The 23,161-nt window shown below is 72.1% G+C and carries 25 protein-coding genes; 20 read left to right on the forward strand and 5 right to left on the reverse strand.

Features of this window, described 5'->3' with window-relative positions:
• Positions 1 to 27 precede the first annotated feature (27 nt).
• The 8 genes from sufD to AC07FJ_RS04230 all read left to right on the forward strand — a co-directional run bounded on the left by sufD (position 28) and on the right by AC07FJ_RS04230 (position 5,888).
• Positions 28 to 1,224 carry a Fe-S cluster assembly protein SufD gene (sufD, locus tag AC07FJ_RS04195; protein WP_468293000.1) on the forward strand — a complete coding sequence of 399 codons (1,197 nt, stop codon included), beginning with the start codon at positions 28 to 30 and terminating at the stop codon, positions 1,222 to 1,224.
• A complete protein-coding gene (locus AC07FJ_RS04200) occupies positions 1,224 to 1,541 on the forward strand; it encodes a non-heme iron oxygenase ferredoxin subunit (protein ID WP_361414848.1) in 318 nt (105 codons plus the stop codon). The genes sufD and AC07FJ_RS04200 overlap by 1 nt, the downstream gene beginning before the upstream one ends.
• A 7-nt stretch (positions 1,542 to 1,548) precedes the next feature.
• Positions 1,549 to 2,313, forward strand: a complete 765-nt coding sequence (gene sufC, locus AC07FJ_RS04205; RefSeq protein WP_469241454.1) for a Fe-S cluster assembly ATPase SufC — start codon at positions 1,549 to 1,551, stop codon at positions 2,311 to 2,313.
• A complete protein-coding gene (locus AC07FJ_RS04210) occupies positions 2,310 to 3,566 on the forward strand; it encodes a cysteine desulfurase (protein WP_355360189.1) in 1,257 nt (418 codons plus the stop codon). The genes sufC and AC07FJ_RS04210 overlap by 4 nt, the downstream gene beginning before the upstream one ends.
• 8 nt (positions 3,567 to 3,574) lie before the next feature.
• Entirely contained in the window at positions 3,575 to 4,039 is a 465-nt protein-coding gene (gene sufU / locus AC07FJ_RS04215) for a Fe-S cluster assembly sulfur transfer protein SufU (RefSeq protein ID WP_361414853.1), read from the forward strand.
• A gap of 104 nt (positions 4,040 to 4,143) precedes the next feature.
• Positions 4,144 to 4,458: a metal-sulfur cluster assembly factor gene (locus AC07FJ_RS04220; protein ID WP_468293426.1), complete on the forward strand. Its 315-nt coding sequence runs from the start codon at positions 4,144 to 4,146 to the stop codon at positions 4,456 to 4,458.
• Between the two features lie 115 nt (positions 4,459 to 4,573).
• On the forward strand, positions 4,574 to 5,566 hold the full coding sequence (gene dapD / locus AC07FJ_RS04225; protein WP_361414855.1) for a 2,3,4,5-tetrahydropyridine-2,6-dicarboxylate N-succinyltransferase: 993 nt from the start codon (positions 4,574 to 4,576) through the stop codon (positions 5,564 to 5,566).
• 112 nt (positions 5,567 to 5,678) lie between these two features.
• On the forward strand, positions 5,679 to 5,888 hold the full coding sequence (locus AC07FJ_RS04230) for a hypothetical protein (RefSeq protein WP_361414857.1): 210 nt from the start codon (positions 5,679 to 5,681) through the stop codon (positions 5,886 to 5,888).
• Here the strand turns inward: AC07FJ_RS04230 and dapA are convergent.
• On the reverse strand, positions 5,870 to 6,790 hold the full coding sequence (dapA, locus tag AC07FJ_RS04235) for a 4-hydroxy-tetrahydrodipicolinate synthase (protein ID WP_479044985.1): 921 nt from the start codon (positions 6,788 to 6,790) through the stop codon (positions 5,870 to 5,872). The genes AC07FJ_RS04230 and dapA overlap by 19 nt on opposite strands.
• Before the next feature lie 142 nt (positions 6,791 to 6,932).
• Here dapA and AC07FJ_RS04240 point away from each other — a divergent pair, with 142 nt between their 5' ends.
• The 4 genes from AC07FJ_RS04240 to AC07FJ_RS04255 all read left to right on the forward strand — a co-directional run bounded on the left by AC07FJ_RS04240 (position 6,933) and on the right by AC07FJ_RS04255 (position 8,709).
• A complete protein-coding gene (locus AC07FJ_RS04240; RefSeq protein ID WP_479044987.1) occupies positions 6,933 to 7,322 on the forward strand; it encodes a phage holin family protein in 390 nt (129 codons plus the stop codon).
• The gene (locus AC07FJ_RS04245; protein ID WP_361414863.1) at positions 7,319 to 7,576 is read left to right on the forward strand and encodes a DUF3618 domain-containing protein; all 258 of its coding nucleotides are present in this window, start codon (positions 7,319 to 7,321) and stop codon (positions 7,574 to 7,576) included. The genes AC07FJ_RS04240 and AC07FJ_RS04245 overlap by 4 nt, the downstream gene beginning before the upstream one ends.
• 8 nt (positions 7,577 to 7,584) lie before the next feature.
• Complete coding sequence (locus tag AC07FJ_RS04250; protein WP_479044988.1) at positions 7,585 to 7,881, forward strand: DUF4235 domain-containing protein; 297 nt, start codon at positions 7,585 to 7,587, stop codon at positions 7,879 to 7,881.
• 105 nt (positions 7,882 to 7,986) lie between these two features.
• Entirely contained in the window at positions 7,987 to 8,709 is a 723-nt protein-coding gene (locus AC07FJ_RS04255) for an antibiotic biosynthesis monooxygenase (protein ID WP_479044990.1), read from the forward strand.
• 30 nt (positions 8,710 to 8,739) lie between these two features.
• Here AC07FJ_RS04255 and AC07FJ_RS04260 read toward each other — a convergent pair whose 3' ends face one another.
• Positions 8,740 to 10,605: an endonuclease/exonuclease/phosphatase family protein gene (locus AC07FJ_RS04260; protein ID WP_479044991.1), complete on the reverse strand. Its 1,866-nt coding sequence runs from the start codon at positions 10,603 to 10,605 to the stop codon at positions 8,740 to 8,742.
• A 206-nt stretch (positions 10,606 to 10,811) separates the two neighbouring features.
• Here AC07FJ_RS04260 and AC07FJ_RS04265 point away from each other — a divergent pair, with 206 nt between their 5' ends.
• On the forward strand, positions 10,812 to 12,284 hold the full coding sequence (locus AC07FJ_RS04265; protein ID WP_479044992.1) for a hypothetical protein: 1,473 nt from the start codon (positions 10,812 to 10,814) through the stop codon (positions 12,282 to 12,284).
• Positions 12,285 to 12,431: 147 nt separating this feature from the next.
• Here AC07FJ_RS04265 and AC07FJ_RS04270 read toward each other — a convergent pair whose 3' ends face one another.
• From AC07FJ_RS04270 to AC07FJ_RS04280, 3 genes are all read right to left on the reverse strand, one after another.
• Positions 12,432 to 13,199: an SDR family NAD(P)-dependent oxidoreductase gene (locus tag AC07FJ_RS04270; RefSeq protein WP_479044994.1), complete on the reverse strand. Its 768-nt coding sequence runs from the start codon at positions 13,197 to 13,199 to the stop codon at positions 12,432 to 12,434.
• Positions 13,200 to 13,267: 68 nt separating this feature from the next.
• Positions 13,268 to 14,458, reverse strand: a complete 1,191-nt coding sequence (locus AC07FJ_RS04275) for a TerD family protein (RefSeq protein WP_479045306.1) — start codon at positions 14,456 to 14,458, stop codon at positions 13,268 to 13,270.
• 80 nt (positions 14,459 to 14,538) lie between these two features.
• On the reverse strand, positions 14,539 to 15,348 hold the full coding sequence (locus tag AC07FJ_RS04280; RefSeq protein WP_479044996.1) for an NAD-dependent epimerase/dehydratase family protein: 810 nt from the start codon (positions 15,346 to 15,348) through the stop codon (positions 14,539 to 14,541).
• Between the two features lie 248 nt (positions 15,349 to 15,596).
• Between AC07FJ_RS04280 and AC07FJ_RS04285 the strand changes: the two genes are divergently transcribed.
• The 7 genes from AC07FJ_RS04285 (at position 15,597) to AC07FJ_RS04315 (ending at position 23,156) form a co-directional block, all read left to right on the forward strand.
• On the forward strand, positions 15,597 to 16,577 hold the full coding sequence (locus tag AC07FJ_RS04285) for a 5-dehydro-4-deoxyglucarate dehydratase (protein ID WP_479044998.1): 981 nt from the start codon (positions 15,597 to 15,599) through the stop codon (positions 16,575 to 16,577).
• Complete coding sequence (locus tag AC07FJ_RS04290) at positions 16,574 to 17,752, forward strand: hypothetical protein (protein ID WP_479044999.1); 1,179 nt, start codon at positions 16,574 to 16,576, stop codon at positions 17,750 to 17,752. The genes AC07FJ_RS04285 and AC07FJ_RS04290 overlap by 4 nt, the downstream gene beginning before the upstream one ends.
• Positions 17,753 to 17,925: 173 nt before the next feature.
• Positions 17,926 to 18,564, forward strand: coding sequence for a GntR family transcriptional regulator (locus AC07FJ_RS04295; protein WP_361414880.1), 639 nt, complete (start codon positions 17,926 to 17,928; stop codon positions 18,562 to 18,564).
• A 32-nt stretch (positions 18,565 to 18,596) separates the two neighbouring features.
• A complete protein-coding gene (locus tag AC07FJ_RS04300) occupies positions 18,597 to 19,499 on the forward strand; it encodes a dihydrodipicolinate synthase family protein (protein WP_479045001.1) in 903 nt (300 codons plus the stop codon).
• Positions 19,496 to 21,220, forward strand: a complete 1,725-nt coding sequence (gene araD / locus AC07FJ_RS04305; protein ID WP_479045004.1) for an L-arabinonate dehydratase — start codon at positions 19,496 to 19,498, stop codon at positions 21,218 to 21,220. Before AC07FJ_RS04300 ends, araD begins: the two co-directional genes overlap by 4 nt.
• Before the next feature lie 137 nt (positions 21,221 to 21,357).
• Positions 21,358 to 22,248, forward strand: a complete 891-nt coding sequence (locus AC07FJ_RS04310; RefSeq protein ID WP_361414886.1) for a carbohydrate ABC transporter permease — start codon at positions 21,358 to 21,360, stop codon at positions 22,246 to 22,248.
• Entirely contained in the window at positions 22,245 to 23,156 is a 912-nt protein-coding gene (locus AC07FJ_RS04315; protein ID WP_479045005.1) for a carbohydrate ABC transporter permease, read from the forward strand. The genes AC07FJ_RS04310 and AC07FJ_RS04315 overlap by 4 nt, the downstream gene beginning before the upstream one ends.
• Positions 23,157 to 23,161 lie beyond the last annotated feature (5 nt).

Genomic DNA, 23,161 nt, shown 5'->3' on the forward strand with positions numbered 1-23,161 from the left:
ACGTAGGAAGAGAGCAACACGACAGCCATGGCTGAGGCCCAGAACAACCCGACGGGGACCATCCCGGCGGGCTCCACCACCGCCGGCTCCATCGCGGTGGCCGCCGAGTCCACCGTCGCCACCCGCATGAGCGCCCCCCCGTCCTTCGACGTCGCGGACTTCCCCGTCCCGCACGGCCGCGAGGAGGAGTGGCGGTTCACGCCGCTGGAGCGGCTGCGCGGCCTGCACGACGGCACCGCGGTCGCCACCGGCGACGGCGTACGCGTGGAGGTGGAGGCGCCCGAGGGCGTCACCGTCGAGACCGTCGGCCGCGACGACGCGCGGCTCGGCAAGGCCGGCACCCCGGTGGACCGGGTCGCCGCCCAGGCGTACTCCGGCTTCGAGAAGGCCTCGGTCGTCACCGTGCCCAAGGAGACCGTGCTCACCGAGCCGGTCCGGATCTCCGTGCACGGCGAGGGCGGCACCGCCTTCGGCCACCAGGTCATCGAGCTCGGCGCCTTCGCCGAGGCCGTCGTGGTCATCGACCACACCGGTGACGCGGTGCTCGCCGCCAACGTCGACTACCTGATCGGCGACGGTGCCAAGCTCACCGTCGTCTCCATCCAGGACTGGGACGAGAAGGCCGTCCACGTCGGCCAGCACAACGCGCTGGTCGGCCGGGACGCCTCCTTCAAGTCGGTCGTCGTCACCTTCGGCGGTGACCTGGTCCGCCTGCACCCGCGCGTGCAGTACGCCGCGACCGGCGGCGAGGCCGAGCTCTTCGGCCTGTACTTCACCGAGAAGGGCCAGCACCAGGAGCACCGCCTCCTGGTCGACCACAACACCCCGCACTGCAAGTCCAACGTGGCCTACAAGGGCGCGCTGCAGGGCGAGAACGCGCACGCCGTGTGGATCGGCGACGTCCTCATCCAGGCCGCGGCCGAGGGCACCGACACGTACGAGATGAACCGCAACCTGGTTCTGACGGACGGCGCCCGCGTCGACTCCGTGCCGAACCTGGAGATCGAGACCGGCGAGATCGCCGGCGCCGGTCACGCCTCCGCCACCGGCCGCTTCGACGACGAGCAGCTCTTCTACCTGATGGCCCGCGGTATCCCGGAGGCCGAGGCGCGCCGCCTCGTCGTCCGCGGCTTCTTCGCGGAGCTCGTCCAGCAGATCGGCCTGCCGGACGTCGAGGAGCGCCTCATCGCCAAGATCGAGGCCGAGCTGGAGGCGTCGCTCTGATGCCCTTCGTCCGCGCCTGTGGGCTGAGCGAGCTGGAGGAGGACACCCCGAAGAGGGTGGAGATCGACGGCACGCCGGTCTCCATCGTCCACACCGAGGGGGAGGTGTTCGCGATCCACGACATCTGCTCGCACGCGAACGTCTCGCTCTCGGAGGGCGAGGTGGAGGACTGCCAGATCGAGTGCTGGCTGCACGGCTCCGCCTTCGACCTCCGCACCGGCAAGCCGTCCGGCCTTCCCGCGACGCGCCCCGTCCCCGTATACCCCGTACAGATCGAAGGGGACGATGTGCTCGTCTCCGTCACCCAGGAGTCCTGAGTCACCCATGGCAACGCTTGAAATCCGCGACCTGCACGTCTCCGTCGAGGCCGACAACGCCACGAAGGAGATCCTCAAGGGCGTCGACCTGACCGTGAAGCAGGGCGAGACCCACGCCATCATGGGCCCCAACGGCTCCGGCAAGTCGACGCTCGCGTACTCGCTGGCGGGTCACCCCAAGTACACGATCACCGGCGGCACCGTCACCCTCGACGGCGAGGACGTCCTGGAGATGTCCGTCGACGAGCGCGCCCGCGCCGGCCTCTTCCTCGCCATGCAGTACCCGGTCGAGGTCCCGGGCGTCTCGGTGAGCAACTTCCTGCGCACCTCCGCCACCGCCGTCCGCGGCGAGGCCCCCAAGCTGCGCACCTGGGTGAAGGAGGTCAAGGAGGCCATGGAGCGCCTCAACATGGACCCCTCCTTCGCCGAGCGCAATGTCAACGAGGGCTTCTCCGGCGGTGAGAAGAAGCGCCACGAGATCCTCCAGCTGGAGCTCCTCAAGCCGAAGGTCGCGATCCTCGACGAGACCGACTCCGGCCTGGACGTCGACGCGCTGCGCATCGTCTCCGAGGGCGTCAACCGCGTCCGTGAGACCGGTGAGGTCGGCACCCTGCTGATCACGCACTACACGCGCATCCTGCGCTACATCAAGCCGGACTTCGTCCACGTCTTCTCCGCCGGCCGGATCGTCGAGTCGGGCGGCCCCGAGCTCGCCGACAAGCTGGAGAACGAGGGCTACGAGTCGTACACGAAGGGTGGCGTATCCGCGTGACACAGCTGCCGGGCCTTCTCGACACCGAGGCGATCCGCAAGGACTTCCCGATCCTCGACCGGGTGCTCCACGACGGCAAGAAGCTGGTGTACCTGGACAACGCGGCGACCTCGCAGACGCCGCGCCAGGTCATCGACGTGCTGAGTGAGTACTACGAACAGCACAACGCCAACGTGCACCGCGGCGTGCATGTGCTGGCCGAGGAGGCCACGGCGCTGTACGAGGGCGCGCGCGACAAGGTCGCCGCCTTCATCAACGCGCCGAGCCGCAACGAGGTGATCTTCACCAAGAACGCCTCGGAGTCGCTCAACCTCGTGGCGAACATGCTGGGCTGGGCCGACGAGCCCTACCGGGTCGACCACGAGACCGAGATCGTCATCACGGAGATGGAGCACCACTCCAACATCGTTCCGTGGCAGCTGCTCGCGCAGCGCACCGGCGCGAAGCTGAAGTGGTTCGGGCTGACCGACGACGGCCGGCTCGACCTGTCGAACATCGAAGAGATCATCACCGAGAAGACGAAGATCGTCTCCTTCACGCTGGTCTCCAACATCATGGGCACCGTCAACCCGGTCGAGGCGCTCGTGCGCCGCGCCCAGGACGTCGGCGCCCTGGTGCTGATCGACGCCTCGCAGGCGGCCCCGCACATGCCGCTGGACGTCCAGGCCCTCCAGGCCGACTTCGTGGCCTTCACCGGCCACAAGATGTGCGGCCCGACGGGCATCGGCGTGCTGTGGGGCCGCCAGGAGCTGCTGGAGGACCTCCCGCCGTTCCTCGGCGGTGGCGAGATGATCGAGACGGTCTCCATGAGCTCGTCGACGTACGCCCCCGCCCCGCACAAGTTCGAGGCCGGTACGCCCCCGATCGCGCAGGCCGTCGGCCTCGGCGCGGCCGTGGACTACCTCTCCTCGATCGGCATGGACAAGATCGCCGCGCATGAGCACGCGATCACGGAGTACGCCATCCAGCGCCTCCGGGAAGTCCCCGACCTGCGGATCATCGGCCCGGTGACGGCCGAGGACCGCGGTGCGGCGATCTCCTTCACGCTCGGCGACATCCACCCGCACGACGTGGGCCAGGTCCTCGACGAGCAGGGCATCGCCGTCCGGGTCGGGCACCACTGCGCCCGGCCGGTCTGCCTGCGGTACGGAATTCCTGCGACCACGCGAGCGTCGTTCTATCTGTACTCCACGCCGGCCGAGGTGGACGCCCTCGTGGCGGGCCTGGAGCACGTCCGGAACTTCTTCGGCTAGGAGCGGGTGTGAAGCTGGATTCGATGTACCAGGACGTCATCCTGGACCACTACAAGAACCCGCACGGCCGGGGCTTGCGGGACGGCGACGCCGAGGTGCACCACGTCAACCCGACGTGCGGTGACGAGATCACGCTGCGCGTGAAGTACGACGGCACGCGCGTCGCGGACGTCTCGTACGAGGGCCAGGGCTGTTCCATCAGCCAGGCGTCGGCGTCCGTACTGAATGAACTCCTCGTCGGCAAGGAACTCGCCGAGGCGCAGCAGATCCAGGGCACGTTCCTGGAGCTGATGCAGTCCAAGGGCAGGATCGAGCCGGACGACGCCATGGAGGAGGTGCTGGAGGACGCGGTCGCGTTCGCCGGCGTCTCCAAGTACCCGGCCCGGGTGAAGTGCGCCCTGCTGAGCTGGATGGCCTGGAAGGACGCGACGGCCCAGGTGATGGGTGAGGGCGCGGAGAGGAAGACCGCATGACCGAGAACCAGACGGCCGACACGGCGGAGACGACGGCGACGGCCGAGCCGGCCGAGGCCGCCTCGACGGCCGCCGAGACGGCACCCGCGGCCGAGGCCGCCCCGATGAAGCCGGCGTCCGAGGAGGAGATCCGCGAGGCGCTGTACGACGTCGTCGACCCCGAGCTGGGCATCGACGTCGTCAACCTCGGCCTCATCTACGGCATCCACATCGACGACGCCAACATCGCGACCCTGGACATGACGCTGACGTCGGCGGCCTGCCCGCTGACGGACGTGATCGAGGACCAGGCGAAGGCCGCGACGGACGGCATCGTGAGCGAGCTGAAGATCAACTGGGTCTGGATGCCGCCGTGGGGCCCGGACAAGATCACGGACGACGGGCGGGAGCAGCTGCGCGCTCTCGGCTTCAACGTCTGAGATCCCGCACGTCCTTGACGCCGTGCCCTCCGGTCCCTTTCCGGAGGGCACGGCCGTTTCTCCGTACAGTGAGACCGGTTCGCCTGAGCGGGCGACCGGCGGTTAGGTTTCCTGCATGACTTCTGCACCGTCTGCACCTCGCACCACCGGCGCCGTCGCCGCCGGCCTCGCCACCATCGCCGGCGACGGCACCGTTCTCGACACCTGGTTCCCCGCGCCCGAGCTCACCGAGGCCGCCGGACCGGCCGGGACCGAGCGGCTCACCTCCGACCAGGCCGTCAACCTGCTCGGGGAAGGCGCCGCCAAGGCCATCGGCGTCGACGCCCGCCGGGGCGTCGAGGTCGTCGCCGTACGCACGGTCATCAGCTCGCTCGACGAGAAGCCGCTCGACGCGCACGACGTGTACCTGCGGCTGCACCTGCTCAGCCACCGGCTGGTCAAGCCGCACGGGCAGAACCTCGACGGCATCTTCGCGCACCTCGCCAACGTGGCCTGGACGAGCCTCGGCCCCGTCGCCGTCGACGACGTCGAGAAGGTCCGGCTGAACGCCCGTGCCGAGGGCCTGCACCTCCAGGTCACCAGCATCGACAAGTTCCCGCGCATGACGGACTACGTCGTCCCCACGGGCGTCCGCATCGCCGACGCCGACCGCGTCCGGCTCGGCGCGCACCTCGGCTCCGGCACCACCGTCATGCACGAGGGCTTCGTCAACTTCAACGCCGGCACCCTCGGCACCTCCATGGTCGAGGGCCGCATCTCCGCCGGTGTCGTCATCGGCGACGGCTCGGACATCGGCGGCGGCGCCTCCACCATGGGCACCCTCTCCGGCGGCGGCAACGTCATCATCTCCATCGGCGAGCGCTGCCTCGTCGGCGCGGAGGCGGGCGTCGGCATCGCGCTCGGCGACGAGTGCGTCGTCGAGGCCGGCCTGTACGTCACGGCAGGCACGCGGGTGACCATGCCCGACGGCCAGATCGTCAAGGCGCGCGAGCTCTCGGGCGCCTCGAACATCCTCTTCCGCCGCAACTCGGTCACCGGCACCGTCGAGGCCCGGCCGAACAACGCGGTGTGGGGCGGCCTGAACGACATCCTGCACAGCCACAACTGAGCCACCCGCTCAGACCGCCGGATCGGGTGATGTCGCGTGACCTTTCGGTCCGTAGGACCGATAAGCAGGTCGGCGCGTATCACACGAATGGGCAAGGCGAGGGACGGCTGATATGAAGACCGGCAGGTTGATCGTTCCCGGGGTGCTCGCGTTGGCGGCCGTGTTCTCGTCCGGGGCGGCCGCGCAGGCCGACGAGAGCCACCGGGGGTCCGACAACGGGCACCGCATCACCCTGCTGTCGATCGGCCAGATCGACGACCCGATGGAGGACGTGCTGGAGCACGTGTCGATCCTCGGGAGCAATCAGGTGACCGGCTCCTGAACCGGGGGCCGCACCGGGTGCCGGAGCAGTTCCTCGTACGCCGCACGCAGCCCGTCGACCGTTCGCCGGTCGGCGGGCTGCAGCGGTTCCCGTACCGGGCCGGTGGCGAGCAGGGCCTTGACCGTCACCGCGCCCGGCAGGCCCGACGCCATCATCAATTCCGTCAGCGGCAGCGTGCGCTGGTGGAGACGGGCGGCCAGGGCCGTGTCGCCCGCGTCGAAGGCGTCCAGCACCGCGCGCATGGGGCCCGGCGCCACGTTCGCCACCGTACTGACGAAGCCCGCGCCGCCGATCGCGTACAGCGGGAGGTTCAGCTCGTCGCAGCCCGAGTAGTACGCCAGTGACGTGCGCGCGATGACCTTGGCCGAGCCCAGCAGGTCGTACGCGCAGTCCTTCACCGCCACGATCCGCGGATGGTCCGCGAGCCGCAGCACGGTCTCCGGCTCGATGCGGACACCCGTGCGGCCCGGGATGTCGTACAGCGCCAGCGGCAGGCCCGTCGCGTCCGCCACCCGCCGGAAGTGCGCCTCGATCGCCGCCTGCGGCGGGCGGCTGTAGTACGGGGGCACCACGAGCAGCCCGTCGGCGCCCGCCGCCTCCGCCTGGCGGGCCAGCTCGACGGTGTGGCTGGTGTCCGCCGTGCCGACCCCGGCCACCAGGGCCGCGCGCGTGCCGACGGCCTCGCGCACCGCCCGTACCAGCGCGGCCTTCTCGGCGTCGCTGGTGGTCGGCGATTCGCCCGTCGTCCCGTTCAGGACGAGTCCGTCGCAGCCCTCGGCGACCAGGTGCGCCGCCAGCTCCTGCGCCCGGTCCAGGTCCGGCTGCTCGCCGGAGGCGGTGAAGGGCGTGACCATCGCGCACAGGGCGCGGCCGAAGGGCGGGGCGGTGGTGGTGTGGATCATGTACGCAGTGTGACCGGCCGATCAGTGAAGGTCTACTTAGATCTTCTTGCACCAAGACGTTAGTGGTGCTTAATGGTGGCGGGGTTCCGAGCACCGGAAGGCGGGTACCCGAAGCTCCCCGTACGAGATGGGAGGCGTTGCCATGGCCGGAGAACCGTCGGTCGGCGAGCTGGTGAAGCAGGCGTCGGAGCAGCTCACGGACCTGGTCAGGACCGAGATGCGCACCGCGCAGGCCGAGATGATGCAGAAGGGCAAACGCGCGGGCAAGGGCGGCGGGCTGCTCGGTGCCGCGGCCGCCGTCGGGTACGTCGGCTTGATCGGGATCTGGGCCACCGTGGCCGCCCTGCTGAACCTGGCCCTCGACGTATGGGCCTCGGTGCTCATCGCCACCGGAGTGTTCCTGGTGCTCGCCGGAATCCTCGCCCTCCTCGGCCGCAAGCAGCTGAAGGCCGCGGTGCCGCCCAAGCCCGAGCGGGCGATCGACGGGATGCGTTCGGACGTCCACGAGATCAAGGAGAGGGTCCACCGATGACACGGGAGACGCGTAAGGCGCCCGGACCGGACGAGCTGCGGCGCGAAGCGGCGCGCAAGCGCCAGGAGCTGGGCGAGACGATCGACCAGCTGATGGCCAAGACCGATGTGAAGGCGCGCGCCGCCCACCTGGTGCACGACAAGACCCCGGAACCCGTGCGCAACCACCCGCGCCCGGTCCTCGCCGCCGTCGCGGCCATGGTGGTCGCGGGGATCGTGGTCTGGCAGCTGCGGCGCAGCGGTAAGTGGGGGTGAGCGCGGGAATGGCGGACAAGCAGAAGAAGCAGCACAAGAAGAAGAGGAAGCAGAAGCTCCTCTACCGGCCCGTCGGCCTCCTCCTCGGCATGGCGAGCGGTGCCATCGCGAGCACGCTCTTCTCCCGCGCCTGGGCGGCGGTCGGCAACGGAGACGCCCCGGACGCCATGGACGAGGAGCGCGAGTGGAAGGAGATCCTGCTCGCGGCCGCGATCGAAGGCGCCATCTTCGCCGTCGTCAAGGCGGCCGTGGACCGCTCCGGCGCGGTCGGGGTCCGGCGGCTGACCGGCACCTGGCCGGGGTGAGAAGGGAGGGGCGCCGGCTGTTGACCTCAAGCGCGGTTGACGTCTGATCATGGGGTTCCGGCCGCACCGAATGGGGGGCGGCAGCGCATCCGAGAGGCAGCAGCCATGGCACGTACGATCGCGACCTTCGGCCCCGACGCCCGCCCGCGGATCTCCCGGCCCGACGCCGGTGTCGTCAAGGCGAGCACCTGGCGCGTGGGGACGCCCGAGCGGCAGAGCGCCGCAGTGGAGGCCATCGCCAAGGCCTGGCAGACCCGCGACTGGCCGGTCGATGGCCTCCTGTCGTACACCGTGTACGCCGGGGAGGACGGCGACACCCTCTTCCACTACTCGCAGTGGCGCGACGAGGAGACCTACCGCGCGTTCTTCACCGGCCATCGCGACGAACGGGTCGACGAGATCGACGCGGCCGTGCCCGGCATCGAGCGCGTGGGCCTCTTCTCGTACGAGCTCTACCGCACGGACGGGCCGGCCGAGGGCGACAGCCGGGCGCCCGGGTGCGTCGTCATCGTCGACGTCGAGTTCGAGGGCGCGGACGCGGAGCGGCAGCGGCACTGGGTGGACGGGGTTTTCGAGGCGCTGGAGACCGAGCCGCGGCCCATCCCGGGGGCCATTTCCGGGAACTTCCACGTCAGCCTCGACGGCACCCGCGTCCTCAACTACGCCGAGTGGGAGAGCGCCCGGGCCCACGTCGAGGCGCTCGCCGCCCCCGGCGACGGGATCGGGTCGGACACCCCGCAGTGGCGCAGGGTGCTGTCCTACCCCGGTGTCGTCGGGGGCGGGGTCAAGCGGTACGCGCCCGCGCTGAGCCTGCGCCCGGGCGCGTAACCGCCGTAACCGCCTGACCCGTGCGGGGCCCTACGGGCGGAAGCGCAGCACCTGCGGGTCGTGGTCGCTGTTCTGGTCCGCGAACTCGGCGTTGATGTGCACGCTGTCGTACGTGAAGTCGCGGATCGACGGGCTCGTCAGGATCTGGTCCAGCACCTGGCTGTTGCCCTGGAAGACGTACGAGTACCGCTCGGCGCGCGGCAGCGACATCACCGCCGGGTACAGCGCGCCGCCGTCCGTCAGGGCCTTCGTCGTCGCCGAGAACTCGAAGTCGTTGATGTCGCCGAGGACGACGACGTCGGCGGTCCGCTGCACCTTCAGGACGTCCTTCACGAAGGCGTTGACGGCCTGGGCCTGCTGGAGCCGCTTCGTCTCGGAGGAACGGTTCGGCGGCTGGCGGTGAGAGACCAGCGACTCGTCGCCGCCCTTCGAGCCGAAGTGGTTCGCGATCACGAAGACCGTACGGCCCCGGAAGGTGAACTCGCCCGCCAGCGGCTTGCGGCTGTTGTCCCAGGCGGAGTTCGCCGGGTCGATCCGGCCGGGGGAGTGCGTCAGGGCCGCCCGGCCCTTCTCCCGGACGACCCCGGTCGCCGTCGCCGCGTCGCCGCCCGCGCGGTCGGTGAAGGACACGCGCTCGGGGTTGAAGAGGAACACCTGCCGGATGTTGCCGCCCGGCTCGCCGCCGTCCTTGCCGTCGGCCGGGTCGATGCTGCGCCACTCGTACGCCGGGCCGCCGGCCGCGACGATCGCGTCCGTGAACTTCTTGAGCGTCTGGTCGGCGGCGACCGTACCGTCGTTCTTCGCGCCGTTGTTGTCCTGGATCTCCTCCAGGGCCACGATGTCGGGCGAGGCGAGGTTCTCCACGACCGCCTTCGCCAGCGCGTCGAACTTCTCCTGCGGGTCGCCCGGGTCGAGGTTCTCCACGTTGTACGTGGCCACGGCCAGCTCGCTGCGGTGCTGCTTCTCGGTGACCTCGCGCTCCAGGCCCCGGTCGGCGAGCGTGCCGAGGGTGCGGGCGGCGAGGGTGTAGCCGCCGAACTGGTTGAAGTCCAGCGGGCCCTCGGTCGTGCCGGTCAGCCAGTCGCCGACGTTCGCCTTGGGGAACGGCTGCTGGGCGAGCGGGACGAGCGACTGGATCTTCAGACGGCCGGTGTTCTGGGAGGCGTACGAGCCGTAGACCGCGCCGCCGCGGGCGCTCGGGTTCTCGTGCGGCTTCACCGTCACCCACAGCTCGGCGTGCTCGTTGCTCGCGGTGACGACCCGGGAGGAGCCGATGCGGACGTTCGTGCCCTCCAGCGACTCGAGGTAGTCCAGGGCGTACGAACCCGGGCGCAGCGGCAGGCCGTTGATGGAGCCCCCGGCCGCCGGGTCGCCCTCGGGCGCGTACGCCGACGGCACCGAGCGGGCGGAGACGACGGTGGGCGCCGGGAGCGGGTTGCCGGAGGAGACCACCGTGACGGTGGGCTTGCTGATCTGCGTGAGGGACTGGTTGCCGGAGGACGTGCCGCCCGGGACGTACTCGGTGACCGTGCCCGAGACCGTCACGGCGTCGCCGACGGCGACGGTGGGGGCGGAGCCGGTGAAGACGAACAGGCCCTCGCTGGTGGCGGGGTCGGCGTCGGGCTGCGCGTCCTGGATCCAGAAGCCCTTCGAGCCGTAGGCGCGGACGCCGGTGACGATGCCGGGCACGGCGGTGACCTGGCGGCCGACGAGCGGGGATATGCGGGTGGAGCCCTGGATGTCGTGGACGCGTATCGCCTCGGCGGCCGAGTCGGCGGCCGTGGTGGAGGCGGCCGGGGCGGACGCGGACGGGGAGGCGGCGAGCAGGCCGGCGGCGAGCGCGGCGGCGACGACGGCCGATACGGCTGCGGTTCTCGGCAGGGGAGAGGGGCGCATGGAGAGGCTCCGATGGTGGTGGGAGGTGGGGGTGTGGATCGGGGTTGCAGATCTACGCGCGTCAATGTCTTGTGTGTGCGGGGCAGTTGTCAAGGGTTGGCGGGTGTACGGGGGTTGACCGGTACATGAACCACCGGACATGCACCCAAATGCGTCTACGCTGGGGGCCGCCCGGACCCCTTCCCCGTCCCGAGGAGAGACCCCTGATGTCGTCAGACCGTCCCACCCTGCCGCCGGTGCGGCTGCCCTCGGACGCGGAGCTGGCGCGTGACGCGCTCGCCGCCCCGCTGCTGGCCCGGGCCGTCCGGCTCGCCCGCTGGGCGGGGCCCGGGACGCGGGTCGGCGCCGGGGGCGAGCTCGTCGAGGAGCTGCTGCCGGCCGCCGCGGAGGTGCTGGGGCTGCCGGCGGACGAGGACGGGGCGGCGTACGCGAGCGAGGCGTGGCGGGTCGCCGTCGACACCGGGCTGGTGGAGGTCGAGGACCCGGCGGAGGGCGCGGACGAGGCGGGGGAGGCGTCCGTCGCGGCGGGCGAGAACCTGCCGCTGATCACGGGCGGTTCACCGCAGGACGTGCTGGCGCTGTGGCTCGACGGCCTGGAGACGGTGTTCGCGGACGCCACCGCGCCGCTGCTCGACGACCTCGCGGACGTCGTCGGCGAGGACGGCCGGATCGACCTGGAGGCGCTGGACTGGGACCCGGAGGGGGAGGCCGAGTTCCTCGACGGGGTCCTCGGCAACCTGTACCTGCTGACCGTCTCGGAGAGCGGCGCGGCGGAGACGGGCCGCGCGCCGGGCCCGGTGCCGCTGCCCGCGCTCGCCGCGTCGATGATCCTCCCGGACGACATGGGCGAACCGACCGACGACATCCTGGAGCAGGTGTCGGAGGCGATGATGCGGCTGGACGACCAGTTCCGGGTCCTGGAGCCGATCGGGCTCGTGGAGTACACGCCCGTCGACGAGGCGCTGATGGCGGAGGCGGGCGACGCGGAGCCGGTCGCGGTCGGCGACGACGAGGACGTGTCGCGGTACGGGATGGTGCGGCTCACGCCGCTGGGCCTGTACGGCGTCCGGGCGCGCATGCTGGACGCGGGCGTGGACGCGCCGGCGGTGGGCGACCTCGCGGACAAGGGCGCGGAGGCGCTGCTGGCGGGCGTCGCGCACTTCCCCGAGGGGGCCGCACGGGCCGAGACGCGGGAGTGGCTGGCCCGGCGGGAGCCGGTCGCCGCGGCGCGCGAGCTCCTGGCCGCCGCGAAGGGCACGGACGCGGACTCGCCGCTGCGGCGGCTCCACTGTCAGCAGGCGCTCACCCTGGCGGGCGCGGAGGCGGAGCCGGCGGTACGGGAGGTGCTGGACGACCCGGAGCTGGGCGGGCTCGCGCGGGTGTGGCTCGCGGAGCGGGGCGCGGCGGACGTGCCGGCGCCGCCGGAGTCGATGATCTTCTGGCTGGCCATCGACACGATCGCGGCGCAACTGGACGCGCAGGGCGAACTGGAGGAGCTCCAGGACCTGGTGGAGGGCCTGACGGGCCAGCACAGCGGCTTCTTCGACACCGCCTGGCGCGTCGAGCACCCGGCGACACCGGAGGTGCTGGAGGCGATGGGCCGTCTGCACCGCGACAAGCGGGTGGCGAAGGCGGCCCGGAAGGCCGCGTTCAAGGCACGGTCGCGCGCGGGCGCGTGAGGACGTAGGCGTAGGCGTGGGCGGGGCGTAGGGGCGTGGAGGCGCAGGGGCTCGCGCCCCCGCGCCCGCCCCGGGCGCTCGTCGCTCGGGGCGGGGCTTCGTTACGCCGGCCCGCCCGCGGCGCGGCCGCCCCGCCCTGATTCCGCTTCAGCCGCGCAGGTGGGAGGCGCCGTTGAGGTCCAGGATCGTGCCGGAGGACCACTCGGCCTCCGGCGAGGCCAGCCACAGCACCGCCGCCGCGATCTCCTCCGCCGTGCCCACCCGGCCGAAGGGGCTCTGCGCCCGGATCGCCTCCCCCTCCGGGCCCGTCAGCCGGTCAGCGACGCGCTCGGTGGCGAAGAAGCCGGGCGCGACGGACGCGACCGCGATGCCGTGCGGCGCCAGGGAGACCGCCAGTGACTGGCCGAGGGCGTGGACGGCGGCCTTGGTGGCGCCGTAGGCGGGATGGTCCGGTTCGCCGCGGAAGGCGCCGCGGGAGCCGATGTTCACGATGCGCCCGCCCGCGCCCTGGTCGATCATGCGGCGCGCGGCGAGGTGGCTCAGGTGCGCCGTGGCCAGGAGGTTGACGGAGACGTGCTGTTGCCAGAGCGCCACCCACGCGTCGTACGGCGTCTCGGCCAGGGGGTGCCGGATGTTGACCGCCGCGTTGTTGACGAGCACGTCCAGGCCGCCGAGCGCGGACGCCGCGGCGTCCGCGACCCGGGCGGCCTGCGCCGGGTCGGAAAGGTCGCCGGGGGTGAGGACGTGGCCCGTGCCCGGCAGGGACTCCAGCGTGCGCCGCGCCTCCTCGCCGCGCGTGGAGTAGTGGACCGCGACCCGGTCGCCGTTGGCCGCGAAGGCCTGGGCGACGGCGCGCCCCAGGCCCCGTGAGGCGCCGCTGACCAGGACGCGGCGGCCGGTGGCGGGGAACGCCACCGGGGGAGGGGAAGGGGGAGCGGCGCCGTCCGCCGGGGAAGCCGGGTGAGCCGGGTCGGCCGGGGGTATCACAGCGCCTGCGCCGCCGGCTTCACCATGCCGCGGACCGTGCGCGACTTCACGAACTCGCCCATCGCGGTCATCTCCCACTCACCGGAGAACTGCTTGATGAGCTTCGCCATCATCACGCCGGTCTGCGGCTCGGCCGTGGTGAGGTCGAAGCGCACCAGCTCCTCGCCGGTGGCCGCGTCCATCAGCCGGCAGTAGGCCTTGGCGACCTCGGTGAACTTCTGCCCGGAGAAGGAGTTGACGGTGAAGACCAGGCCCGTCGCGTCGGCCGGCAGCCGGCCCAGGTCGACCGTGATCACCTCGTCGTCGCCGGCGCCCTCGCCCGTGAGGTTGTCGCCGGAGTGCTTGACGGCGCCGCCCAGGATGGACAGCTTGCCGAAGTAGCAGCTGTCCAGGTGGTTGCGCTGGGGGCCGTAGGCGATGACGGAGGCGTCGAGGTCGATGTCCTTGCCGCGGTACGCGGGCTCCCAGCCGAGGCCCATCTTGACCTGGGACAGCAGCGGCTGGCCGCCCTTGACGAGGGAGACGGTCTGGTTCTTCTGGAGGCTGACGCGGCCCTTGTCGAGGTTGATCTTCCCGGTGGCAGGGGGCGCGGCCGGTACGGGAGGCGCGGCCGGGGCCGGGGCCGGGGTCACGGGCGCCGCGGCCACCGGGGCCGGAGCGGGGGCCGCGGCCGGGGTCGGTGCGGCGGCCGGCTCCTCGTCCACGGACACGCCGAAGTCCGTCGCGATGCCCGCGAGCCCGTTGGCGTACCCCTGGCCGACCGCGCGCGCCTTCCAGGCGCCGCCCCGGCGGTAGACCTCCACCACGACCAGGGCCGTCTCGGAGCCCAGCCGGGGCGGGGTGAAGGTGGCGAGGACGGCGCCGCCGTCGGCGTCGCGGAGGGTAGCGGTGGGTTCGATGCCCTGGAAGGTCTGGCCAGCCGCGTCCGGGCTCGCGGTGACGACGATCTTCTCGATGCCCGGCGGTACGGCGGCGGTGTCCACGATCACCGCGTCGGGGGCGGTGCCGCCGCCGGAGCGGTAGGTGACACCGGCGCCGGAGGGCTGGTTGTAGAAGATGAAGTCGTCGTCGGAGCGCACCTTGCCTTCGGCGGTGAGCAGCAGGCCCGATACGTCGAGCCGCACGGGCGCGGAGACGTCCACCGCCACCCGGGTGGCGGTGAGGGGGATGTTCGAGCCGGGGGTCATAGCTGTCATGCCTGACGTAACGAGCGGGACCGCTTTGCCGTTCCCTTACCTTCGTCCCCTTGGGCCACTCCGGTCACGGGTCAGTGCGGCCACTGCGGCGGGTTCGTGGCGAAATGGCCGCCCAGGACCCGGTGCTCCGGGTTGGCGTCGTCCAGCTCGCCGTGCTCGGCGACGAGCTTCGGGGCGTACTGCTCCGAGTCGTCCTGCGGCTCGTAGCCGAGCGCCCGCGCCGAGGACAGGTCCCACCACAGGCGGGTGTTGGCCGACGATCCGTACACCACGGTGTGGTGGACGTCCTCCGCGGTGAGCGCCGCGTGGAAGAGGCGGGCCCCGTCGCCCGGGCTCAGCCAGACGGACAGCATCCGCACGGAGGTGGGCTCCATGAAGCAGGAGCCGATCCGTACGGAGACGGTTTCGATGCCGTGCAGGTCCCAGTAGAGCTGGGCCAGGTCCTCGCCGAAGCACTTGGACAGTCCGTAGAGGGTGTCCGGGCGGTGCGGGGTGTCCACCGGGATCAGCGGGTCCGATCCGTGCGGGCGGGGGGTGAAGCCGACGGCGTGGTTGCTGGAGGCGAAGACGATCCGCCGTACGCCCTCCTCCCGGGCCGCCTCGTAGAGGTGGTACGTGCCCTCGATGTTGGCGCGCAGGATCTTCTCGAAGGGGGCCTCCAGGGAGATGCCCGCCAGGTGGACGATCGCGTCCACGCCCCGGACCGCCTCGCGCAGGGCGTCCTGGTCGGCCAGGTCCGCGGTGATGGCGTCCGGCTCGCCGTCGATGGGCGTCACGTCGAGGAGGCGGAGGTCGTAGCCGTACGCGGGCAGCAGCCCCCGCATCAGGGTGCCGACGCCGCCGGCGGCGCCGGTGAGCAGGACGGTGCGGGGAGCGGGCATGGGCGGATCTCCTCGGTAGGGCCGACGGCTCAGCTGGGTACGGCTCAACTGCGTAGACGGCATTCACAAACGTGGACACGCTAGGGAGCGGCCACGAACAGCGTCAAGTGAGACGGGTACCCGTCCAACTCGCTGCCATGGCCGCGGTTTTCCGTCGAGCGGCGCCTTGACCGGCCCAAGAGGCCTGCCCTAGCGTGGCCGCGTTCAGAAATATAAACATCGGTCAGAATCATGCACGCATATGTGCGATGGCTGTTCAGGGAGAGCCCGTGACCTCTGCCCCGTCCCCAGGTCGAGCACCGCTCGCCGACCGGTTCGACGGCCTGCTGTTCTTCCCCGTCACCGCGTACGGACCGGACGGCGCGCTCGACCTCGACGCCTTCCGCGCGCACGTACGCGGCGGCGTCGAGGCGGGCGCCGCCGCCGTCTTCGCCTGCTGCGGCACGGGGGAGTTCCACGCCCTCACACCGGAGGAGTTCCGCGCCTGCGTCGCCGCCGCCGTGGAGGAGGCCGCCGGACGGGTGCCGGTCGTCGCGGGCACCGGATACGGCACCGCGCTCGCCGTCCGGTACGCGCGCCTCGCCGAGGAGGCGGGCGCGGACGGGCTGCTCGCCATGCCGCCGTACCTGGTCGTGGCCGACCAGGCGGGCCTGCTGCGCCACTACACCGCGCTGGCCGGGGCCACCTCCCTCGACGTCATCGTCTACCAGCGCGACAACGCCGTCCTCACCCCGGCCACGGCCGTCGCGCTCGCCCGCGTCGACGGCGTCATCGGCCTCAAGGACGGGTACGGCGACCTCGACCTGATGCAGCGCGTCGTCAGCGCCGTCCGCGCCGAAGGGCTCGACCTGCTCTACTTCAACGGCCTGCCCACCGCGGAACTGACCGCGCCCGCCTACCGGGGCATCGGCGTCACCCTCTACTCCTCCGCCGTCTTCTGCTTCGCACCCGACATCGCCCTCGCCTTCCACCGGGCGCTCCGCGACGGCGACGACGCGACCGCGGACCGCCTCATCGACGGCTTCTACCGGCCGCTGGTCGAGCTGCGCGCCCAGGGGCGCGGGTACGCCGTCTCCCTCGTCAAGGCGGGGGTACGCCTCGGCGGCCTGGACGTCGGCGGGGTCCGCCCGCCGCTCAGCGAGCCCGCCCCCGCCCACGTCGAGGAGCTCGCCCGGCTGGTCGAGCACGGCCGCGCCCTGCTCGCCCCGGGCCCCGGAGGCGTGCGGTGAAAGCCTCCGCCTTCCTCTACCCCTGGGACGTCATCGGCGACCCGGACGCCGCCGGGCGCATCGCCGACCTCGGCGTCCGGCAGGTCACGCTCGCCTCCGCGTACCACTCCACCCGCGCCCTGACCCCGCTCCACCCCCGCCACCGCGTCGTCACCGCCGAGTACGCCGCCGTCCTCTACCCGCCGGAATCCGGCCGCTGGGCCCGCCACCCGCTGCGCCCGTACGCGGCCGGGGCGTGGGCCCCCGGCGACGCGTACGGCGAGGCCGCCGAGGCGCTGGCGGACGCCGGGCTCGACGTGCACAGCTGGGTCGTCCTCGCGCACAGCTCCCGCCTCGGCGCCGAGCACCCGCACACCTCGGTGGTCAACGCGTACGGCGACCGCTACCCCTGGGCGCCCTGCGTCGCCCGGCCCGACGTGCGGGCGTACCTCGTCGAGCTCGCCGCCGAAGCGGCGGTACGCCCCGGGGCGCGCGGCACCGAACTGGAGTCGTGCGGCTGGTACGGCATGGCCCACCTGCACGCCCACGACAAGACCGGCGGCGTCGCCCTCGGGGACGCCGCGCAGTACCTGATGTCGCTGTGCTTCTGCGGCACCTGCCGGGACGGGTACGCGGGCGAGGGCCTGGACCCGCACGAGCTCGGCGCCGCCGTGCGCCGCGCCCTGGAGCCGGTGTGGGCGGGGAGCGGGACCGGCGGGGCCGGGTGGCCGGCGGTCGGGAAGCTGCTGGGCGCCGGGTTCGCCGACGCCACCCTCGCCTGGCGCACCCGTGTCGCCCGCGCCCTCCAGGAGGCGTGCGTCGCGGCGGTCCGGGCGGCCGCGCCGCCGGGCTTCCGGGTGCTGCTGCACGCCGACCCCGCCCCGTACCGCTGTGGCGCCAACGCGGGCGCGGACCCGGCGCACCTCCTGTCCGTCGCGGACGGCGTCGTCCTGCCCTGCACGGGCGGCGGCGCGGAGGAGGTGCTCCCGCCGTTCGCCGCGCACGCCCGCGGGGACACCGTCCTGGCCGCCAACCTCACGGTGGTCTCCGGCATGGGCGGCTCCCCGGCCACCCTCGCGGCCGACGCCCGCCGCGCCCGCACCCTCGGCGCCACCGAACTGCGCCTCTACCACGCGGGCCTGGCCTCGCCCCGCGACCTCGCGGCGGTGGCGGAGGCGCTGCGGGACCTGCGCTGACGCGCGGAGGCCAACGCCCTTACGGGGGCCCCGCGTTCGGGCCCGGCCGATCCGGCCGGGCCTTTTTCGTCGGAAGCGTTGACGTAGCCATGCCACCGCCCTACCTTCAACCCGTCGTCCTTCGTACGTCATATATGAGACGCGATACGCGAGATATGAGAGCAGCCGCCCGTATGGCCTTCGCCGCCCCCACCCCGATACCCTCCCGCACCCAGTACGTCCTCGAAGCGATCAAGCACGCGATCCTCACCGGGCGGCTGGCCCCCGGCAAAGCGCTGGTGGAGACCGAACTGGCCGCCCAGTACGGAGTGTCCAAAACGCCGGTGCGCGAGGCGCTGAAGACGCTCGCCGGGACCGGGCTCGTCGTCATGAGCCAGTACAAGGGCGCCACCGTCCGCACCGTGGACGCCGCGATGGCGCGCGAGGTGTACGACGTACGGCTCCTCCTGGAGCCCGAGGCGCTGCGGCGCACCGTCGAGCGGAAGGCGTCCCTGGAGGTCGCCGGCCAGGCGCTGGTCGACGCGGACAACGCCGCCGACCAGGCCGAACGGTCCCTCGCCAACCGGGAGTTCCACCGGGCCCTGTACGCGCACTGCGGCAACCCGCTGCTGGCGCGGATGCTCGACGAGGTGCGCGACCAGGCCGCCCTCGTGTCGACCGTCGCCTGGAGCGCCGAGCCGTCCTGGCGGCGCGAGGCCGACGAGCACCGGCGGATCCTGGACCTCGCGGCCGCCGGGGACGCCGAGGGCGCCGCGCGGGCGCTGCACCAGCACATCGCCTCGTTCGTCGAGCGCGCCTTCCCCCGCCCGTGAACACTCCGCAGACGGAAGACAAGGACAGCCGCATGGACCACGCATCACCGAGGGCGGCGCTCGCGGACGTCGTCGCGATCCCCGTGACACCCTTCGGACCCGACGGAGGCGTCGACCGGGACGCGTACCGCGCCCTGCTGGGCCGGCTCCTCGACGGCGGCGTACGGGCCGTGACCCCGGGCGGCAACACCGGGGAGTTCTACGCGCTCACCCCCGACGAGCGGCGCCTCGTCACCGAACTGACCGTGGCGTACGTGGGCGACCGCGCCGCCGTCCTCGCCGGTGTCGGCCACGACCTGCCCACCGCCGTCGCCGCCGCCCGGCACGCCCGCGACGCCGGCGCCGGCATGGTGATGGTGCACCAGCCCGTCCACCCGTACGTCTCGCGGGACGGGTGGATCGACTACCACCGCGAGATCGCCGACGCCGTCCCCGAGCTCGGCGTCGTGCCCTACGTCCGCAACCCCCTCCTCGACGGCGCCGCCATCGGCCGCCTCGGCGAGCTGTGCCCGAACGTCATCGGCGTCAAGTACGCCGTCCCCGACGCCGCCCGCTTCGGCGCCGTCGCCCGCGACGCCGGGCTGGAGCGGTTCGTGTGGATCGCGGGCCTCGCCGAGCTGTACGCGCCCGCCTACTGGGCCATGGGCGCCACCGGCTTCACCTCCGGGCTCGTCAACGTCGCCCCGGCCGTCTCCCTCGCCCTGCGCGACGCGCTGCGCGTCGGCGACCGGGCGGCCGCCGCCGAGGTGTGGGAGCGGATCCGCCCCTTCGAGGAGCTGCGCGCCGCCGACCAGTCCGCCGACAACGTCACCGTCGTCAAGGAGGCCCTCGACGTGCTCGGGGTGTGCCGCCGCGACGTGCGCCCGCCGAGCCGCCCGCTGCCCGAGGCCCGCCGCGCCGAGGTCGCCGAGATCGTCAAGGGGTGGGGGATATGAATCCGGAAGAGCTCCGCAGCCACCGGTGGTACGGCAGCGGCATCTCGGCGGGCCTCCGCTCCTTCAGCCACCGCGCCCGCACCCGCCAGCTCGGCTACCTCCCCGAGGAGCACCTCGGCAAGCCGGTCATCGCGATCCTCAACACCTGGTCCGACATCAACCCCTGCCACGTCCACCTGCGCGACCGCGCCCAGGCCGTGAAGCGGGGGGTGTGGCAGGCCGGGGGCTTCCCGCTCGAATTCCCGGTCTCCACGCTCTCCGAGACCTTCCAGAAGCCCACCCCCATGCTCTACCGCAACCTCCTCGCCATGGAGACGGAGGAGCTGCTGCGCTCCTACCCCGTCGACGGGGCCGTGCTGATGGGCGGCTGCGACAAGTCGACGCCCGCGCTGCTCATGGGCGCCGCCTCCGCCGACCTGCCCACCGTCTTCGTACCGGCCGGGCCGATGCTGCCGGGCCACTGGCGCGGCCAGGTCCTCGGCTCCGGCACGGACATGTGGAAGTACTGGGACGACAAGCGCGCCGGGCTCATCGGCGACTGCGAGCTGGCCGAGCTCGAAAGCGGCCTGGCCCGCTCGCCCGGCCACTGCATGACCATGGGCACCGCCTCCACGTTGACGGCCGCCGCCGAGGCGCTCGGCGTGACGATGCCCGGAGCCTCCTCCATCCCGGCCGTCGACTCCGGACACGACCGGATGGCCGCCGCCGCCGGGATGCGGATCGTCGAGCTCGTCCGCCGGGACCTGCGGCTGTCGCGGATCCTGACCCCGGAGGCGTACGAGGACGCCGTGACGACCGTCCTCGGGCTCGGCGGCTCCACCAACGCCGTCATCCACCTCATCGCCATGGCGGGCCGCTCCGGGGTCGGGCTCACCCTCGACGACTTCGACCGCATCGCCCGTACCGTGCCCGTCCTGGCCAACCTCCGCCCCGGCGGGCGCCACCTCATGGAGGACTTCCACTTCGCCGGCGGACTGCCCGGCTTCCTCTCCCGCATCACCGACCTGCTCCACCTGGACCGGCCCACCGTCGCCCACGACACACTGCGCGAACAGCTCGACGGCGCGCTCGTCCACGACGACGACGTCATCCGGCCCCGCGGCAACCCGCTCGCGCCCGAGGGCGGGGTGGCCGTCCTGCGCGGCAACCTCTGCCCCGACGGCGCCGTGATCAAGCACATCGCCGCCGAGCCGCACCTGTTCAAGCACACCGGCCCCGCCGTCGTCTTCGACGACTACCGGACCATGCAGCGCACCATCAACGACCCGTCGCTCGCCCTCACCCCCGAGCACGTGCTGGTGCTCCGCAACGCCGGCCCCAAGGGCGGCCCCGGCATGCCCGAGTACGGCATGCTCCCGATCCCGGACTACCTGCTCAAGCAGGGGGTGCGGGACATGGTGCGGATCTCCGACGCCCGGATGAGCGGCACCAGTTACGGCGCCTGCGTGCTGCACGTCGCGCCCGAGTCGTACGTCGGCGGGCCGCTCGCCCTCGTCCGCACCGGCGACCTCATCACCCTCGACGTCGAGGGGCGCACCCTCCACCTGGACGTGGACGACGAGGAGCTGGCGCGCCGCAGGGCCGCCTGGACGCCGCCGCCGGTCCGGTACGAGCGCGGCTACGGCGCCCTGTACAGCGAGCACATCACCCAGGCCGACACCGGCTGCGACTTCGCGTTCCTGGCCAGGAGCGGCGAGGTCCCGGACCCCTACGCGGGCTGAGCCGCCGCCGTACCCGGAGAGCCGTACGCCCGGAGATCCGTACGTCCGAGGTTCCGTACGCCTGAAGATCCGCATGTCCGGTATACCGAACGGCATCCGGAAAGCGCTTCCCCACGTCCGATGAACGGAGACACGCCATGGCCCACGCCACGGCCGCACCACGCCGGTTGCCGTACCTGCTGATCGCGCCCGCCGCCCTGCTGATGACCGGCTTCATCGCCTACCCGGTGCTCAGCGTCTTCTATTACAGCCTGCAGCACTACAACGTCACCAAGCCCTGGAAGAACGGCTTCGCCGGGCTCGACAACTTCACGCGGATCTTCACCGAGGACCCGCTCTTCTGGTCCACCCTCGGCTTCAGCGCCAAGTGGGTCGTCGTCCAGGTGGGCCTGCAACTCGCCCTCGGGCTCGTCCTGGCCCTGCTGGTCAACCAGACCTTCGTCGGCCGGGCGTTCGCCCGCGCGCTGGTCTTCTCCCCGTGGGCCGTCTCCGGCGTCCTCACCACCACCATCTGGATGCTGCTCTACAACCCCTCCACCGGGCTGAGCCGCTACCTCGCGGACGCCGGCATCGGCGCGTACGGCACCTCCGTGCTCTCCGACACGGGCACCGTCTTCTGGGCGGCGGTCCTCGCCGAACTCTGGCGCGGCGTCCCCTTCTTCGCCATCCTCATCCTCGCCGACCTCCAGTCCATCCCGAGGGACCTGTACGAGGCGGCCTCGGTCGACGGGGCCGGGCGGCTGCGGCAGTTCCTCCACATCACGCTGCCGCACCTGAAGGACGCGATCATCCTCTCCACGCTGCTGCGCGGCGTCTGGGAGTTCAACAACGTCGACCTGCTCTACACGCTCACCGGCGGCGGCCCGGCCGGCGTCACCACGACCCTGCCGCTGATGATCGCCAACACCGGCATCGAGGGCCACGACTTCGGTTACGCCTCCGCGCTGACCACCGTCGCGTTCGTGATCCTCCTCTTCTGCTCGATCCTCTATCTGCGCCTGAGCAAGTTCGGAGGCGACCGCTCATGACCGCCCAACTCGCCGAGAAGGGCACCCGCCCGCCCCTGGCCGAGCCCGACGGCCCGCCGCCCCCGTCCCGGTCGCGCACACCGAAGCGCGAGCGCGCCTTCGACGACGTACCCCGCTGGCAGATCTACCTCCCGCTCGGGCTGTACCTGCTGTTCACGCTCGTCCCCTTCTACTGGATGCTGCTGTTCGCGGTACGGCCGGCCGGGTCCACCTCCCTCCTGCCGTGGCCGATGACCTTCGACCACTTCGAGAAGGTCTGGACCGAGCGCAGCTTCGGCGTCTTCTTCGAGAACAGCATGATCGTCGGCCTGGTGACGCTCGTGACGACCACGCTGGTGGCCCTCTCCGGCGGTTACGCGCTCGCCCGCTTCGACTTCCGCGTCAAGAACGGCTTCATGCTGGCGCTGCTGTGCTCGCAGTTCATCCCGGGCGCGCTCATGCTGGTGCCGCTCTTCGAGATCTTCCGCAACCTCCAGATGATCAACTCGCTGGGCAGCGTCATCATCGCCGAGACCGTCTTCCAGCTGCCCCTGTCGATCATCCTCATCAGCGGCTTCATCAAGAACGTGCCGGTCTCCCTGGAGGAGGCCGCCTGGGTGGACGGCTGCTCGCGCCTGCGCGCCTTCCTCGCCGTGGTCCTGCCGCTGCTGCGGCCCGGGCTCATCGCGGTCGGCTCCTTCGCCTTCGTCCACAGCTGGAACCACTTCCTCTTCGCCCTGATGTTCCTCAGCGAACAGGACAAGCAGACGATCCCGGTCGGCCTCAACACCCTCATCGGCGCCGACAGCGTGGACCTGGGCGCGCTCGCGGCGGGCGGCGTCGTCGCGGCCGTACCCGTGGTGATCGTCTTCGCCTTCATCCAGAAGTGGCTGATCACCGGCTTCAGCGCCGGCGCGGTGAAGGGCTGAGACCG

The organism is Streptomyces sp. NPDC045998 (genome assembly GCF_056430285.1).

Coding starts and splice junctions, on each gene's coding strand:
- AC07FJ_RS04300 (WP_479045001.1), top strand. CDS start 18,597: ATGGACCACGCATCACCGAGGGCGGCGCTCGCGGACGTCGTCGCGATC.
- AC07FJ_RS04310 (WP_361414886.1), top strand. CDS start 21,358: ATGGCCCACGCCACGGCCGCACCACGCCGGTTGCCGTACCTGCTGATC.
- AC07FJ_RS04245 (WP_361414863.1), top strand. CDS start 7,319: ATGACACGGGAGACGCGTAAGGCGCCCGGACCGGACGAGCTGCGGCGC.
- AC07FJ_RS04315 (WP_479045005.1), top strand. CDS start 22,245: ATGACCGCCCAACTCGCCGAGAAGGGCACCCGCCCGCCCCTGGCCGAG.
- AC07FJ_RS04250 (WP_479044988.1), top strand. CDS start 7,585: ATGGCGGACAAGCAGAAGAAGCAGCACAAGAAGAAGAGGAAGCAGAAG.
- AC07FJ_RS04275 (WP_479045306.1), bottom strand. CDS start 14,458: ATGACCCCCGGCTCGAACATCCCCCTCACCGCCACCCGGGTGGCGGTG.
- AC07FJ_RS04280 (WP_479044996.1), bottom strand. CDS start 15,348: ATGCCCGCTCCCCGCACCGTCCTGCTCACCGGCGCCGCCGGCGGCGTC.
- AC07FJ_RS04260 (WP_479044991.1), bottom strand. CDS start 10,605: ATGCGCCCCTCTCCCCTGCCGAGAACCGCAGCCGTATCGGCCGTCGTC.
- AC07FJ_RS04255 (WP_479044990.1), top strand. CDS start 7,987: ATGGCACGTACGATCGCGACCTTCGGCCCCGACGCCCGCCCGCGGATC.
- sufD (WP_468293000.1), top strand. CDS start 28: ATGGCTGAGGCCCAGAACAACCCGACGGGGACCATCCCGGCGGGCTCC.
- AC07FJ_RS04240 (WP_479044987.1), top strand. CDS start 6,933: ATGGCCGGAGAACCGTCGGTCGGCGAGCTGGTGAAGCAGGCGTCGGAG.
- AC07FJ_RS04265 (WP_479044992.1), top strand. CDS start 10,812: ATGTCGTCAGACCGTCCCACCCTGCCGCCGGTGCGGCTGCCCTCGGAC.
- AC07FJ_RS04200 (WP_361414848.1), top strand. CDS start 1,224: ATGCCCTTCGTCCGCGCCTGTGGGCTGAGCGAGCTGGAGGAGGACACC.
- dapD (WP_361414855.1), top strand. CDS start 4,574: ATGACTTCTGCACCGTCTGCACCTCGCACCACCGGCGCCGTCGCCGCC.
- AC07FJ_RS04230 (WP_361414857.1), top strand. CDS start 5,679: ATGAAGACCGGCAGGTTGATCGTTCCCGGGGTGCTCGCGTTGGCGGCC.
- AC07FJ_RS04295 (WP_361414880.1), top strand. CDS start 17,926: ATGGCCTTCGCCGCCCCCACCCCGATACCCTCCCGCACCCAGTACGTC.
- sufC (WP_469241454.1), top strand. CDS start 1,549: ATGGCAACGCTTGAAATCCGCGACCTGCACGTCTCCGTCGAGGCCGAC.
- dapA (WP_479044985.1), bottom strand. CDS start 6,790: ATGATCCACACCACCACCGCCCCGCCCTTCGGCCGCGCCCTGTGCGCG.
- araD (WP_479045004.1), top strand. CDS start 19,496: ATGAATCCGGAAGAGCTCCGCAGCCACCGGTGGTACGGCAGCGGCATC.
- AC07FJ_RS04220 (WP_468293426.1), top strand. CDS start 4,144: ATGAAGCCGGCGTCCGAGGAGGAGATCCGCGAGGCGCTGTACGACGTC.
- AC07FJ_RS04285 (WP_479044998.1), top strand. CDS start 15,597: ATGGCTGTTCAGGGAGAGCCCGTGACCTCTGCCCCGTCCCCAGGTCGA.